Source organism: Vagococcus hydrophili, from assembly GCF_011304195.1.
Lineage (GTDB): Bacteria > Bacillota > Bacilli > Lactobacillales > Vagococcaceae > Vagococcus > Vagococcus hydrophili.
This window is the reverse complement of the sequence record NZ_CP049887.1, coordinates 1,524,355-1,538,453: the sequence shown is the minus strand read 5'-3', so window position 1 is coordinate 1,538,453 and position 14,099 is coordinate 1,524,355. Positions and strand designations below refer to the sequence as shown.

General features: G+C 34.6%; 15 protein-coding genes, 1 pseudogene and 1 other annotated feature. Of the genes and pseudogenes, 3 read left to right on the top strand and 13 right to left on the bottom strand.

The features are described 5' to 3' along the window. Nucleotides 1-95: 95 nt before the first annotated feature. Together G7082_RS07750 and G7082_RS07740 are read right to left on the bottom strand one after the other, a co-directional pair. Nucleotides 96-1,273, bottom strand: a pseudogene (locus G7082_RS07750) (ABC transporter permease). A 49-nt stretch (nucleotides 1,274-1,322) separates the two neighbouring features. Further along, nucleotides 1,323-2,057 carry an ABC transporter ATP-binding protein gene (locus G7082_RS07740; protein ID WP_166034539.1) on the bottom strand — a complete coding sequence of 245 codons (735 nt, stop codon included), beginning with the start codon at nucleotides 2,055-2,057 and terminating at the stop codon, nucleotides 1,323-1,325. Nucleotides 2,058-2,193: 136 nt separating this feature from the next. On the opposite strand from G7082_RS07740, the gene G7082_RS07735 reads away from it, so the two are divergent. The 3 genes from G7082_RS07735 (at nucleotide 2,194) to G7082_RS07725 (ending at nucleotide 4,160) form a co-directional block, all read left to right on the top strand. Continuing rightward, on the top strand, nucleotides 2,194-2,625 hold the full coding sequence (locus G7082_RS07735; RefSeq protein WP_166034538.1) for an HIT family protein: 432 nt from the start codon (nucleotides 2,194-2,196) through the stop codon (nucleotides 2,623-2,625). Continuing rightward, complete coding sequence (locus G7082_RS07730) at nucleotides 2,618-2,986, top strand: YtxH domain-containing protein (protein ID WP_166034537.1); 369 nt, start codon at nucleotides 2,618-2,620, stop codon at nucleotides 2,984-2,986. The genes G7082_RS07735 and G7082_RS07730 overlap by 8 nt, the downstream gene beginning before the upstream one ends. A gap of 163 nt (nucleotides 2,987-3,149) precedes the next feature. Continuing rightward, entirely contained in the window at nucleotides 3,150-4,160 is a 1,011-nt protein-coding gene (locus G7082_RS07725; protein WP_166034536.1) for a peptidylprolyl isomerase, read from the top strand. Nucleotides 4,161-4,188: 28 nt separating this feature from the next. Here G7082_RS07725 and G7082_RS07720 read toward each other — a convergent pair whose 3' ends face one another. The 11 genes from G7082_RS07720 to G7082_RS07670 all read right to left on the bottom strand — a co-directional run bounded on the left by G7082_RS07720 (nucleotide 4,189) and on the right by G7082_RS07670 (nucleotide 13,974). Beyond that, nucleotides 4,189-4,662 (bottom strand): low molecular weight protein-tyrosine-phosphatase, encoded by a 474-nt coding sequence (locus tag G7082_RS07720; protein WP_166034535.1) that lies wholly within the window; start codon nucleotides 4,660-4,662, stop codon nucleotides 4,189-4,191. Nucleotides 4,663-4,779: 117 nt separating this feature from the next. Next, nucleotides 4,780-5,040, bottom strand: a complete 261-nt coding sequence (locus tag G7082_RS07715; protein WP_166034534.1) for a Veg family protein — start codon at nucleotides 5,038-5,040, stop codon at nucleotides 4,780-4,782. 155 nt (nucleotides 5,041-5,195) lie between these two features. After that, the gene (locus G7082_RS07710) at nucleotides 5,196-5,768 is read right to left on the bottom strand and encodes a sigma-70 family RNA polymerase sigma factor (RefSeq protein WP_166034533.1); all 573 of its coding nucleotides are present in this window, start codon (nucleotides 5,766-5,768) and stop codon (nucleotides 5,196-5,198) included. Nucleotides 5,769-5,872: 104 nt separating this feature from the next. Further along, nucleotides 5,873-6,394: an NYN domain-containing protein gene (locus G7082_RS07705; protein ID WP_166034532.1), complete on the bottom strand. Its 522-nt coding sequence runs from the start codon at nucleotides 6,392-6,394 to the stop codon at nucleotides 5,873-5,875. A 17-nt stretch (nucleotides 6,395-6,411) separates the two neighbouring features. Continuing rightward, nucleotides 6,412-7,185: a 23S rRNA (guanosine(2251)-2'-O)-methyltransferase RlmB gene (rlmB, locus tag G7082_RS07700; protein ID WP_166034531.1), complete on the bottom strand. Its 774-nt coding sequence runs from the start codon at nucleotides 7,183-7,185 to the stop codon at nucleotides 6,412-6,414. Next, nucleotides 7,175-7,582 carry a Mini-ribonuclease 3 gene (locus G7082_RS07695; protein ID WP_166034530.1) on the bottom strand — a complete coding sequence of 136 codons (408 nt, stop codon included), beginning with the start codon at nucleotides 7,580-7,582 and terminating at the stop codon, nucleotides 7,175-7,177. The genes rlmB and G7082_RS07695 overlap by 11 nt, the downstream gene beginning before the upstream one ends. Continuing rightward, a complete protein-coding gene (gene cysS, locus G7082_RS07690; protein ID WP_166036044.1) occupies nucleotides 7,582-8,991 on the bottom strand; it encodes a cysteine--tRNA ligase in 1,410 nt (469 codons plus the stop codon). The genes G7082_RS07695 and cysS overlap by 1 nt, the downstream gene beginning before the upstream one ends. Before the next feature lie 53 nt (nucleotides 8,992-9,044). Beyond that, nucleotides 9,045-9,260: a binding site (T-box leader), on the bottom strand. After that, complete coding sequence (gene gltX / locus G7082_RS07685) at nucleotides 9,257-10,720, bottom strand: glutamate--tRNA ligase (protein WP_166034529.1); 1,464 nt, start codon at nucleotides 10,718-10,720, stop codon at nucleotides 9,257-9,259. Its footprint overlaps the feature before it by 4 nt. A gap of 92 nt (nucleotides 10,721-10,812) precedes the next feature. Continuing rightward, the gene (locus G7082_RS07680; RefSeq protein WP_166034528.1) at nucleotides 10,813-11,928 is read right to left on the bottom strand and encodes a PIN/TRAM domain-containing protein; all 1,116 of its coding nucleotides are present in this window, start codon (nucleotides 11,926-11,928) and stop codon (nucleotides 10,813-10,815) included. An 18-nt stretch (nucleotides 11,929-11,946) separates the two neighbouring features. Then, nucleotides 11,947-13,317, bottom strand: a complete 1,371-nt coding sequence (gene radA, locus G7082_RS07675) for a DNA repair protein RadA (protein ID WP_166034527.1) — start codon at nucleotides 13,315-13,317, stop codon at nucleotides 11,947-11,949. A 129-nt stretch (nucleotides 13,318-13,446) separates the two neighbouring features. Next, nucleotides 13,447-13,974, bottom strand: coding sequence for a dCTP deaminase/dUTPase family protein (locus G7082_RS07670; protein WP_166034526.1), 528 nt, complete (start codon nucleotides 13,972-13,974; stop codon nucleotides 13,447-13,449). Nucleotides 13,975-14,099 lie beyond the last annotated feature (125 nt).

Here is a 14,099-nt window from a genome sequence, read left to right as displayed (position 1 = left end):
CTCCTTTAACCAACTTACTTGAGTTACTTTCAAACACATCTTACCTTTTTATAAAGACGAAGAATAGTATATCACATTCTGCCACGAGTTTCCTTTTAAATCAATGATTTATCTAATTTTTTTAATCGTTTAGGTGCATATAATTTTGTGAAAACGATGCCTTCTAAGAGTAATATTCCCACAATTATCGCTCCACCCACTTTATCTTGTAACCTAATCATGACGATGACACTAAATATAGTAATCACACTCATTAAAATTTTTATTAAAAGTTTTTCAACAGCTTTCATTTTTTCTTCATTTTTCACCGGATATAGTTGTGTCATTAGCATATAATCAAATTCACTATAAATTGGTAATAACTGGAAACCTATCAAGTAAACAAAAAGAGCGCTAATTATCCCATCCAAAATCATTTGATCACTAAAAAATAAAGCTAAGCCCCCGATAATAGTTAATCTAAGAACTAATCCACTGTACTCTGTTCCTCTTAGAAAAACTCTAGCATACAAATAGTTATACGTTTGACCTTGTTCTTTTTTGATTTTATTTAACACACCATCTAAGTAGGCACGTCTCTTAATATCCGATTGAAGACCTGGAACGTCAGTGAATAGATTAATGAAAGAATAAATCTTTTTAAGTCGCTTACGCTCTAAAGTAATAGCTTTCTCCCAATTTAAAGGATTCACTTTGATGACTTTCCCAGTTTCTAGGTACACCACAGCTAAAACCAGGATTGAGATAATTAATCCCATCCAAGGTGCTATGTATAGATTCACGGCAATACTTCCTAGCGTTCCAAGGCTTAGTAACATGCCTTCTATCTTAGTTTTTTTCTCTGTGTTTAAGTAGATATTTTGTAGTTGAATGAGTAAATGAGCTAATTTTAGTAACCATACATTCAGTAATAAGAGATAAAAGTCACTAAATCCAATGTTGCTTGTCGCTACTAATAAAGGCATCGTAATACCAACCACTAAAAGTAGGACACTAAATGGTATCAAGATTGAGCTTTTAAAGGCTGTTTTTAAATAAGTTGTCATTTGTCGCTCTTTAGGTAGTAGGAAAATCATATCTGGTTCTTTAAGCAGAGTTGCTAGTTTCCCTACTAGTAAGCATAATGACCAAATAATCAGCACAAAAGGTCGTGCAATGAAAAAGTCTGGGGTTAAACTTTTAACGAACTCTGAATAGTATAATCCTATGCCCCCATAGCAATCAGCATCACTAGTAAAAAATGATCATTAAAGACATATTTCAGATAGCGCATCATGTGTTTCATGTGCGTTCCTTGTCGTTTTTTATAAAAGAGGTTCATCTTAAACCTCCCCTTCCTTCGTTAGAGAGATATAAATATCATCTAATGAAGAATCTGGTAAATTAAACTCTTTTCTAAGCTCAGTCATTGAACCTATGGCGCGCACTTCACCTTCATGAAGGACGACAAAACGATCACAGTAAATTTCCGCTGTTGCTAAAATATGCGTCGACATTAAAATAGCCGCACCCTCGTCTCGCATTTGTTTCATTAAATCAAGTAAAGCCTTAATAGCTAATGGATCTAACCCTAAGAAAGGTTCATCAATAATAAACAAACTTGGTTTAGTTAAAAAGGCACACATCACCATAACCTTTTGTTTCATTCCTTTTGAAAAATGAGCTGGGAACCAATCTAATTTATTTTCTAATCTAAATAGTTTTAATAAAGAATCAGCTCTTTCCATAGCTTCATCCATTGGTATATCATAGGCCATCGCCGTAATTTCGATATGCTCTCTTAAGGTTAATTCATCATATAAGATAGGTGTCTCTGGTATATAACCAATTGTCTTACGGTAATCTTCTGGGGATTCTTTCAATGTTTTATCATCTACTGTGATTTTCCCTTTTTGTTCGGTTAGTAAACCAATAACATGTTTAATCGTCGTACTTTTACCCGCTCCGTTTAAACCAATCAAACCAACGATTTCACCGGAATTCACTTCAAAACTAATATCTTTTAAAACAGGAATATGACCGTAGCCACCTGTTACATGTTCAATTTTTAAACTCATATGTTAGCCTCCATAATATTCTATTATAAATTATAGCATATCTTTTTATTAGTCATTTCCTTTTTTGTCTATTATGCCATTCATTTTTAAATCTATTTATGGTAAGGTTATTTTATAATTAAAGGAGGTCTTTTCGATGACAGACTGTATTTTTTGTAAAATTATCAATCGTGAAATACCAAGCTATCCCGTATACGAAGACGATGAGGTTTATGCTTTTTTAGATATCACTCAAACAACGAAAGGTCATACGCTTGTTATTCCAAAGAAACACGTGACAGATATTTTTGAATACGATGAAAAAACAGCAGAAACCTTGTTTGCTAAAGTACCCAAAATTGCTCGTGGCTTGGAAAAAACATTTCCTGAGATGAAAGGGTTAAACCTAATCAACAACAACAAGGAATTAGCTTATCAATCAGTGTTCCATTCTCATATTCATTTAATTCCTCGTTACAGTGAAGAAGACGAATTTGCGATTACTTTCTCAAATAACATGGACAAGTATTCTGTAGAAGAGATGACTTCTATTGCTAAATCAATTAAGGAGACGATTATCAATGACTAAGAAAAATTTTTCAGGTAAAAAATTTGCTAAAGGCTTATTAATTGGTGGTTTAATCGGTGGCTCTGCCGCTCTTTTACTTGCGCCAAGATCAGGTAAAGAAACGAGAAAAAAACTCCAAGATGAGATTGATGATACCTTACAATTATTAAAAGAAATCAAAACAAGCTCAGATGATATCCAATCAGGGGCTGCTCATCTTCAAGAATTAACAGAAACAATGATTCCTGAGTTCATTGAGGGCACGCAAAAGAGTTTAGACCGCTTTGATTTTAAAACAAAATTCAGACTAGAAGACATGAAAAAGCAAATTGCAAAAATCGAGACAGAAATAACTGATTTTAGTAATAGTCTAAAAGAATAAAACATTATGAATTAAAATGTGCTATATTTATGAAGTTGTGTTTATTATATGAAATTTTTTTGAATTCCGTATTTTTTAAAAGAATTATATGCTATAGTAATAAACGTGATGCAATTATAGTTATTCAAATTAAAAAAATGAAGAATAGGATGTGCAAATATTTATGAAGAAACAATCATTTAAATTAGCAGTTGTTGCTCTTTTAGGAGTAATTACACTTGCTGGATGTTCAGGCGGAAAAAGCGTTGCTACAATGAAAGGTGGCAAAATTACTGAGGATGAGTTATATACTGAACTTAAAAAAGCCCCAGAATCAAGCCAATTATTAACAGGTATGATCGTTAACAAAATCACTGACGCTGCTTACGGTGATAAAGTAGATCAAAAAGAAGTGGATAAAGAATTTGAAAAAGTTCAAGATCAAAACGGTGGTAAAAAACCATTTGAAGATTTATTAAAACAAAATAACTTAGATGTTAAAACTTACAAAGAAAACATCAAGAGTAACTTAGCATTCAAAGAAATGTTAAAAGCTCACTTAAAAATTACAGATGCTGACTTAAAAGAAACTTGGGCTACTTACCACCCAAGCGTTGATGCTCAAATCATGGTCTTTGACAAAAAAGAAGACGCTGAAAAAGCATTAAAAGATGTGAATGATGGAAAAGATTTCACAACTGTAGCAAAAGAAGTTTCTAAAGACGAAGTTTCTAAAAAAGATGGCGGTAAAGTAACATTTGATTCTACAATGGCTACTAAACCTGAAGGAGTTTTACTTCCTGAGCAAGTGAAACAAGAAGCTTACAAATTAGAAGACGGTAAAGTTTCTGGTATCGTTGAATCACAAAACATGCAAACTGGTACTGACTCATTCTACATCGTTAAGATGGTTAAAAATGAGAAAAAAGGTAACGACTATAAGAAATATGAAAAAGAATTGAAAAAAATCACTGAAGAAACAAAAATGGCTGACCCTGCCTTCTCACAAGAAGTTCTTGGTAAAGAATTAGAAAAAGCTAACGTTAAGATCGAAGACGATCAATTCAAGAAAATCTTAGATCCATACTTACCTAAAAAAGAAGAAAAATCTGACAAAAAAGATGACAAGAAATCAGATAAAAAAGACGACAAAAAATCTGACAAAAAAGAAGAAACAACAGAATCAACTAAATAGTTAAAGAAAAACGGTTAGGGCTTTCGTCCTAACCGTTTATTTTTTGTTTAATTTTCTCTAACCATTTATCTGTTCCTAGATTAACTAGTTCATAGGTCAACTCAAAATCTCCTGTATAATAAGGATCTGGTACTGCTTGCTTTTTTTCATCTATACTTTCTGATAAAAACAAATGGATTTTTTCATTATTTTTAAGCGAAGGATTTAATTTCAATAGGTTGTCTATGTTACTTTCATCCATCCCAATAATATAATCATAGGTGTTAAACTCTTCATCCGTTATTTTAGTTGAGTAAATCCCCTCATAACTAATCTTTTCTCTATCAAGCACCTCTTTGGTTCCTTTGTACGGCGCATCCCCTAGATTCCAACTACCTGTTGCAGCTGATGAGATATGAATCTCATTCTCTAACCCCGCTTTTACGACTTTATCACGAAAAACAGCTTCAGCCATGGTTGATCTGCAAATATTACCTAAACAAACAAATAATACGTTTATCATCCAATTCCCCTTTCTAAAAACAAAAAAAGACTGACTCTTTAAATAAAGTAGCAATCTTTTTTATTTTATATGTGATGAATCATTACAACTAAGTAATGATTCTTCGATTGGTTATAATTATCCTATAATTTCTTCTTGCATGTTATCTGAAAATTGGACCTCTACAGCACGAGTTAAAATATCAGTATAGCTATATGATACTCTTTCAAATGCGTTCTCATCCTGATCTAAATCGACAATAAATACAGAAGGATATGTTTCTGATAATATACCACTACGTTCAGTTTGTCGTTTTCTACCTGTCTGTGCGACTAAAGTAATTCGACTACCTATTTTGTTCTCTAGCTCTTCTTTGATTGTTAAAATACTCGCTGCCATCCAACTCACCTCGATTACCATTGTAACATATTTTACAAAAAACTTCAAATTTTATCATAATACACATACTTTGGCAATAGATTCATCTAATTTTAATTATTAACTTACATTTTTAATCTTTATTTTTTGATTAAAGAAGAGAGAAATGTCCTTTATTATACGATTTGTTTTTTCAATTTTACTTTTACGCGGTTATAGCCAAATAAAATTTTTCTCTGTGAAATATCTGTGTTTTTTGATATTTCCTCAATATCCAGTCCTAATAAAGTATCGTAATAAATTTTTTTCTCAAAATTTGACAGCTGATCCGGTAAATCTTCTAGCTGCTCTCTAACAAATATGTACTTAATACTTGTATCTGCTCGAAAATCTTCCATACCCCGGCTAATACATTCTCCAAAGGTATTCATTTGTGAATCTAGAGAATCTGTGTAGCGGTAAATCTGTCTTTTTTGTGCCTCTTGGTGCCTTAGTAAGCTAATGACATGTCGGTTAAAATTCATTTTAAAGAATAAACCAAATGTGACATTCTTACTATCATCAAATTTCCGGAGTGACTGATAACAAACTAAGCGCCCTTCTTGAAGCCAGTCGTCTAAATCAAATTCTCTTAGATAATAATTATTGCGTTGTTTCAAAACAATTGGAACATATTGATTAAACAGCACTTCAAAAGAATCATTACAACCTAATTTTGCTCTCTTTAGTATAACTTCACTTTCATTCATTTTTACACGTCTCCTTCAAAAAGAAATGCTTCCCTCTTCTGTATAAAAATCGTACCATTAAATAACAAAATACGAAAGAGAACTAAGGTTCTCTTTCGTATTCATTAGTTATCTAATTCATCGTAAATTTGTTGAAGATGTTCAAGCTGTGAGCCAGACCAAGGACTATTGCGTCGATAACTCTGAAATTTATACTCTTCTGTATCTGCTTGAATTTTTTTCTCCGATGTCTTAATCGCCTTGTATAGCTCTCTTGCTGAGACTCTTAACGCACCTCTTGAGAAAATAATCCACTGCTCCGCCATATCACTTGTCGCCACCCGAACATGAGTCAGTGGGTTTATTTTTCCCCCTGCCTCACGCTCTATATAGGTATCTGCTGTTTCTTCTTCTTTTGTAAAAATAACTGTGACGCCGTATTCATCATACACTTGTTGAATACCTGGTACAAATTGGGCATCAAAGACCACAATCACTTCAATACCTTCGTACTTTGCGTAGTTTGATAGCATAAATAAAAGTTGATCTCTCGCATCGGCTAATTTTTCTTGTTTTTTTAATTTATCAAGAAAAGGCCAAGCTCCAATCATATTGTAACCATCTACAAACAGCACCTGACGTTTCACTTTACTGTCTCCATATCCTAATTTCTACGCTTTCTAAAAACTTCATACATTAAAAGTCCCGCAGCTACACCGGCATTAAGACTTTGAACATGACCTTCGATTGGAATCGTAATCATCTCATCCATCTCTTTTTTAAGAGCCGCTCCCATGCCTTTACCTTCGTTACCAATCACAAGGGCGATATCACCAGAAACGTTCCAATCTGTATAATCCGTTCCTTCCATATCAGTCCCAAAAATCCAAATATTATCTTCTTTTAGTTTTTTGATGGTTTGGCTTAGATTTGTTACACGAGCTACTGGAACATGCTCTACCGCGCCAGTTGACGTCTTAACAACAACTGGTGTAATTCCTACAGCACGGTGTTTAGGAATTATAATCCCGTCTACATTTACTGCGTCAGCCGTTCTCATAATTGAACCTAAGTTATGAGGGTCCACAATACTATCTAATATTAAAAAGAAACGACTTTCCTTATCTTTACTTTTTGACAATAACTCATCTAAAGATAAATACTCATAAGGCGTTATTTTCATCACAATGCCTTGATGATTTTCTTTATTTGTCATCTCATCTAATTTTGATTTAGGTGCCCAAATAACTGGAACTGAAAATTCTTGTGCTAAGCTTTTTAGCTCTTCGATTCGGTGACTCTTCAAATCTTCTTGGATAAACAATTTATTGCCTCGTCTTGCTTGCAAAGCTTCAATTGTCGCATGAATACCAAATACCACATCTTCTAATGATACTGGCTCCGCTATTTTTTCTTGTCTCTCACGTTTATTTTTCATTCTTTTCCCCTATCCTTTTAATAGACCATGTAATTAGCTCTTCTAGGCGTTCTTTTTGATCTGTTAGGTGTAAATACCCCATTAGTGCTTCAAAGCCTGTAGACGCTCTATACACAAAAACTGATGTATTTTTAGCGCTCGTATGACTCTTAGCATTTCGACCTCTTTTATAAATCAACGTTTCTTGCTCTGTTAAAATTTCCTCTTTAATCATTTCTTCAATCAAATAATGTTGGGCTTTAGCTGACACATAATGCGTTGCCATGCGGTGCATTTGATTAGGTTTGGTTTGACCGGATCTAATTAAAAAATCGCGAATATAAATTTCATAAATCGCATCCCCTACATAAGCTAACGTCAAACCACTTAAAAGAGAATAATCTTTCTTTTCACTCATTAAATTCTACTCCATCTCACACCTTGTGCGGTATCTTCTAAAATAATCCCTTGTTCTTTCAACGTGTCACGAATTTCATCACTGCGTTTAAAATCTTTATTAGCTCTAGCTTCATTTCGCTCTTCGATTAACGCTTCAATTTCACTATCTAAAACTTCTTTTTGACCTAACTCAATTCCAAAGACAGCCATTAATTCAACTAATAAACTTTGAGCTTGTTCTATCACGACTTTTGACACGCTATTTTTTTCAAAATAAGCATTCAACCATTTAACTAAGTTGTAGACAGCTGTAATTCCATTAGCTGTATTGAAATCGTCATCCATACCTTCTTCAAATTGACTCTTAATTAACGTTAACTCTTTTAAGTAGTCTTCATCATCTTCAGTTGAGTCTTTAGCTGATTCTAGTCGGAAAGAGCCATTGTTGTAGCTTCCTTTAATCTTAGAAAGATTTGTTTCTGCTTCTTTTAAGATAATGTCATTAAAAGGCATTGGGCGTCTGTAATGAGTTGTGGCTAAAGCAAAACGGACCACTTCTGGATCAACTTCTTCCATTAATTCGTGAGCTGTCACAAAATTTTTCAATGATTTACTCATTTTTTCCCCAGTTTCACCAACTGTTAAATACGCATTGTGCATCCAATAATTAGCAAATGTTTGGCCTGTTTTGGCTTCACTTTGGGCGATTTCATTTTCATGATGAGGAAACTCTAAATCTTGCCCCCCTGCATGAATGTCAATCGTTTCACCTAAGTGCTTAGATGCCATCACTGAACACTCGATGTGCCAGCCTGGGCGTCCCGCTCCCCATGGTGATGTCCAAGAAACTTCTCCTTCTTTTGCTGATTTCCATAAAGCAAAATCTAACGGATCTTCTTTTTTTGCTTGCTCGTCTCCCGTACGTTGACTAGCACCCACTTCTAATTCATCTATACTTTTATTACTTAGTTGACCATAATTTTTAAATTTACGGGCACGGTAGTAAACATCCCCTTGAGATTCATAAGCATACCCTTTTTCAATTAAGGCTGCAACAAATTCGATAATTTCATCAATATGATCAATGACACGCGGATGAACACATGCTGGTTTCACATTTAACTTAGTGGTATCTTCTGTAAAAGCATCAATGTATTTATCCGCAATATTTTTAGCTGTGACGCCCTCTTCTTTGGCACGGTTAATAATTTTATCATCAACATCTGTAAAATTAGAAACATAATTGACTTCATAGCCCTTGTATTCTAAATAACGACGGACTGTATCAAACGCCACTGTACTTCTGGCATTTCCTACATGAATATAGTTATAGACTGTTGGGCCACACAAGTACATACGAACTTTTCCTGGCTCAATGGTTTTAAATTCTTCTTTAGAACGAGTTAAGGTATTGTAAATTTTCATAATGATTAGCTCCTTCACTTTTTTTACAATAAAAAAACGCCCTTTAGTCTACTCAACTAAAAGACGTTTTCACGTGGTTCCACTTTTATTCGTAAAAAGAAAGACTCTTCCTTTTACCTTTTGATAAGTTAACGATTATCACTCGTTTTTAGCTACTATATTTCACTAAAACTACTCAAAGAGGCACTTCACTTAGCTTATTCTCTCACTTTCACCACCCATGAGCTCTCTAAATCAACAAGCTAAGCTACTCTTCTTTTCAACGTATTTATTTACTTGATTGTTTAATATGATCTAACACTTTTTCTTTTCCTAAAAGCATAATTGTTTCTGCTAATTCAGGACCATGCATTTGTCCACTGACAGCTACACGGATTGGCATAAATAAGTTTTTACCTTTTACACCTGTTTCTTTTTGAACAGCTTTAATACTTGCTTTGATATTTGCCGCATCAAATTCTTCTAATTCAGCAATTTGTTTAGCAAATGCTTCTAGTACTTGTGAGACTGTTTCGCCAGCTAAAACTTCTTTTGCTTCATCATTTAATGTTAATGTATCATTGAAGAAAAGTGTTGATAATTCAACAATTTCACCTGCATAACTCATTTGTGGTTGGTAAAGAGAAACTAATTCTTCTACCCATGCTAATTTTTCTGCTGATGGATTTTCTTCAACTAATTTAGCATCCACTAAATATGGTAAAGCTTTTTGAGCCATGTCAGCACGGTCTAATTTTTTCATGTATTGGTTACTAATCCACTCAAGTTTTTTGTTATCAAAGGCCGCTGGTGATTTACCTAAACGAGCTGAGTCAAACATCTTGATGAATTCTTCTTCAGAGAAGATTTCTTCTTCTCCAACTGGTGACCAACCTAATAAACTGATAAAGTTAAACATTGCTTCTGGTAAGTAACCTAAGTCACGGTATTGTTCGATAAATTGTAAAATCGTTTCATCACGTTTACTTAGTTTTTTACCTGTTTCGCTGTTAATAATTAATGTCATGTGACCAAATTCAGGTGCTTCCCATCCAAAGGCTTCATAAACCATTAATTGTTTTGGTGTGTTAGCAATGTGATCATCCCCACGTAAAACATGCGTAATTTTCATCATATAATCATCCACAGCAACAGCGAAGTTATAAGTTGGCATACCGTCACGTTTTAGAATAACGAAATCTCCACCTACGCTGTCTGATTCAAAGGTAATATGTCCTTTAACCATGTCATCAAAACTATATGAACGATTTTTAGGAACGCGGAAACGAATAACTGGTGTAATACCTTCTGCTTCTTTAGCTACTTGCTCTTCAACTGAAAGGCTGGCACATTTACCGTTGTAACGAGGAATTTCGCCACGTGCTTTTTGAGATTCACGTTCTGCTTCTAATTCTTCTTCTGTACAGTAACATTTATAAGCTAAATTACTTGCTAATAATTGATCGACTAATGGTAAGTAAATGTCTGATCTTTCTGATTGGCGGTATGGTCCGTATTTACCTGGTTTTTCAGGTGACTCATCCCAATCCATGTTCAACCATGCTAAGTTTTCTAATTGGCTTTTTTCTCCGTCTTCGATGTTACGTTTTTGGTCTGTATCCTCGATACGAATTACAAAATCACCATCGTGGTGTCTTGCATATAAATAGTTGAATAATGCTGTTCTGGCATTACCGATGTGTAGATGTCCTGTTGGGCTTGGTGCGTATCTTACACGTACTTTTTTTGTCATGAAAATTACCATCCTTCATATGTCTATTTCAGTTCTTAGCTGTTATGCTTAAATTTTACCCTCATTTGTCTAAATAGTAAAGGTACAATCCACTAGTTATTAGCTTTTGTTTCATTATTTATCGTTGTTTGTGAATGAGAAGGCTTTGCAAAGATCATTCGACCGGCAGCTGTTTGAAGAGCACTTGTCACAATGACGTTAATTCGTTGGTTCATAAAGTGTTTGCCGTCCTCAACAACAACCATGGTTCCATCATCTAGATAAGCCACACCTTGTTGTCTTTCCGTTCCGTCTTTCATCACTAAAACATCCATTGTCTCACCAGGGATGACCACTGGCTTAATCGCATTCGCTAGGGCATTAATATTAAAGACTGGCACATTTTGAAACTCACTAACTTTATTTAAGTTATAGTCGTTGGTTACCACGATACCATCTAATAATTTGGCTAGTTTAATTAACTTGCTATCCACTTCTTGGACATCATCAAAATCACCTTCATACATCTCTACAGAAATACCATCTTCTTTTTGAAGCGCATTTAAAATATCTAACCCACGACGACCACGAACACGTTTTAAACTATCGCCTGAGTCAGCAATATACTGTAATTCATACAAGACAAAGTTTGGAATAAGTAAGGTTCCTTCGATGAAACCAGTTTTTGCGACATCATAAATTCTGCCATCAATAATAACGCTGGTATCTAAAATTTTGTATTTGTTAAAATTATCTGTCACTTTACGCTCTAAAATATCCTCGGTACCTTTTTTAGGTTTTGGCGCAAATAACTTACGCCACTCATCTGTTTTAGTCGTTCCTACTCTAAACCCAAAATAACCAAGTGTTAACATGATTAAAGTTGGAAGTAAAATATGAAGAAAAGCAATTTTTAATGAGTACAAGGGAATTGAAACTAAGGCCCCTAATAATAACCCAATAATCACCCCTAAGCTTCCAAAGACTAAATCTTGTAAGCTTTGTTCACTAATAAATTTTTCAGCTTTTTTAAGGGCACGACCCACATAACGAAAGGTAAACGTAGAAATAATAATAAAAATAATTGCACCAATCAATCCATTCGTTACACCGTTGTTTAACCATTGATTAAAATCTAAATCAAATAATGCCCAGACAGAAGGGACAATGGTCATTCCTAGACTAAAGCCAATAACTGCCATAACTACATAAAATATCTTTTTTTGCATCTTTCTTTTCCTCCTTTCCTACTTGAACACTTGCCTTAACGTTTCTGAAACAGTGGATACACCAATAATTTCGATTCCTTTTGGTGCTTTCCAACCTTGCAAATTATTCTTAGGAACATATATTTTTTTAAAGCCAAGTTTTTTAGCTTCTGATACACGCTGATCAATTCGATTCACTCGTCTGACTTCACCTGTCAAACCAATCTCACCAATAAAGCATTCATAAGGTGAAGTTCCTTTATCTTTGTAACTTGAAGCAATACTAACCGCAATCGCTAAATCAATGGCCGGCTCATCTAATTTCACGCCACCTGCAGCTTTCAAATAAGCATCTTGATTTTGTAACATTAAGCCTGCTCTTTTTTCTAAGACTGCCATGATTAAGGAAACACGATGGCGATCTAAACCAGCTGCTGTTCGTTGGGCATTTCCAAAAACGGACGGTGTAATCAGCGCTTGAACTTCTGCTAAAATCGGGCGCGTCCCTTCCATAGAACAAACAATGGCAGAACCTGTCGCATCAGCTAGTCGCTCTTCTAAAAAAGCTTCGGAAGGGTTTCTAACTTCAACTAATCCTTCTTGTTTCATCTCAAAGATACCGATTTCATTCGTTGAGCCAAAACGATTTTTAACCGCTCTTAAAATTCTAAAGGTGTGATGTCTCTCTCCTTCAAAATAAAGAACTGTGTCTACCATGTGCTCCAACATTCTTGGACCAGCTAAAGAACCTTCTTTAGTCACATGCCCGACAATAAAAATCGTAATTTGATTGGTTTTCGCAATTTGCATCAACTCAGCCGTTGTTTCTCTAACTTGGCTCACACTACCTGCCGCACTGGTAATTTCTGGGTGAATCATGGTTTGAATCGAGTCAATCACCACATAATTCGGTTTCAGATGCTCAATTGTTTGTCTAATCAATCCCATATCCGTTTCCCCGTACACATAAAAGTGATTGTCTGTGGCACTTAAACGTTCCCCGCGCATTTTAATCTGTTGGGCACTTTCTTCACCTGACACATACAGAACATTATCATCTAATTTACTAAGTTGTTGAGAAACTTGTAGTAATAGTGTTGATTTACCAATTCCAGGATCACCACCGATTAAAACCATTGAACCAGGGACAACACCGCCACCTAAAACACGGTTTAATTCTTCTAATTCAGTCTTTACTCGTTGCTCTTTTTGAAAAACAACCTCATCCAATCGCTCAGGTTTAGTTGTTGTTCCAGATAAACTCACTCGACTATGACGCGTTGGTTTTTCTTGAATTATTTCCTCTACTAATGAGTTCCAATTGCCACAGTTAGGACAACGCCCTAAATATTTTGGCGAAACATAACCACATTCTTGGCAGACAAATTCATTTTTCTTTTTCTTCGCCACTACAATATCCCTCACTTTTGTTATTTATCTTTATAAATTAGACTCGTTTATTAACAAGTCTACTCACATTTTAGCATACAATTAAGTCATCCTTTAAGAAAAAGGATGACTTTTTTAAGAACTTTTACTTTATTTACCAGATGAACCAAAACCGCCTGTTCGGTCAGTCTCTGAATGGTCATTGTCCGCTTTTAAGAATGGTAAGAAAATGCCTTGTCCAATACGTTCCCCTTTTTTAATCGTTAAATCTTTTAATCCAAAATTTAAAAATTGGAACATAATGTGACCTTCATTGGCATCGTTATTATAGTAATCACTATCAATGACACCCACACCGTTACCTAATAATAAGAAATTCTTCAAAGGATTGCTTGAACGATTACATAATTGTAAAAATTCTTCTTCTCCCATATAAGCCTTAATCCCTGTTGGTACTAAAACGGGTTTAACTTGTTTTAATGTTTTTTCATCCATTAAGATGTCTTCTTTATTAAACGCTGCTTTTAGAGCGGTTGCGATGCCTGATTTCCAAATTGATGGAACCACAATCTCTTCTGCTGCTTCAAAATCATAACCTGCTGCTTGCTTTGTGGCACGCACTGGTAAATTAATATCCTTAAATGTTGATACTTTCTCAAAACCTCTAATTTTTGACACTAACACTCATCCTTTACTTTCTTTATCTGTTCTATCCTACATGATACGAGTGAAAATATAAAGGGACTTAGGGAGGAAAAATTCTTAATATTTTATGAGGTTGTCTGCTCTAATAACAATAAAAC

Coding starts and splice junctions, on each gene's coding strand:
- G7082_RS07740 (WP_166034539.1), bottom strand. CDS start 2,057: ATGAGTTTAAAAATTGAACATGTAACAGGTGGCTACGGTCATATTCCT.
- G7082_RS07735 (WP_166034538.1), top strand. CDS start 2,194: ATGACAGACTGTATTTTTTGTAAAATTATCAATCGTGAAATACCAAGC.
- G7082_RS07730 (WP_166034537.1), top strand. CDS start 2,618: ATGACTAAGAAAAATTTTTCAGGTAAAAAATTTGCTAAAGGCTTATTA.
- G7082_RS07725 (WP_166034536.1), top strand. CDS start 3,150: ATGAAGAAACAATCATTTAAATTAGCAGTTGTTGCTCTTTTAGGAGTA.
- G7082_RS07720 (WP_166034535.1), bottom strand. CDS start 4,662: ATGATAAACGTATTATTTGTTTGTTTAGGTAATATTTGCAGATCAACC.
- G7082_RS07715 (WP_166034534.1), bottom strand. CDS start 5,040: ATGGCAGCGAGTATTTTAACAATCAAAGAAGAGCTAGAGAACAAAATA.
- G7082_RS07710 (WP_166034533.1), bottom strand. CDS start 5,768: ATGAATGAAAGTGAAGTTATACTAAAGAGAGCAAAATTAGGTTGTAAT.
- rlmB (WP_166034531.1), bottom strand. CDS start 7,185: ATGAAAAATAAACGTGAGAGACAAGAAAAAATAGCGGAGCCAGTATCA.
- G7082_RS07695 (WP_166034530.1), bottom strand. CDS start 7,582: ATGAGTGAAAAGAAAGATTATTCTCTTTTAAGTGGTTTGACGTTAGCT.
- gltX (WP_166034529.1), bottom strand. CDS start 10,720: ATGACAAAAAAAGTACGTGTAAGATACGCACCAAGCCCAACAGGACAT.
- G7082_RS07680 (WP_166034528.1), bottom strand. CDS start 11,928: ATGCAAAAAAAGATATTTTATGTAGTTATGGCAGTTATTGGCTTTAGT.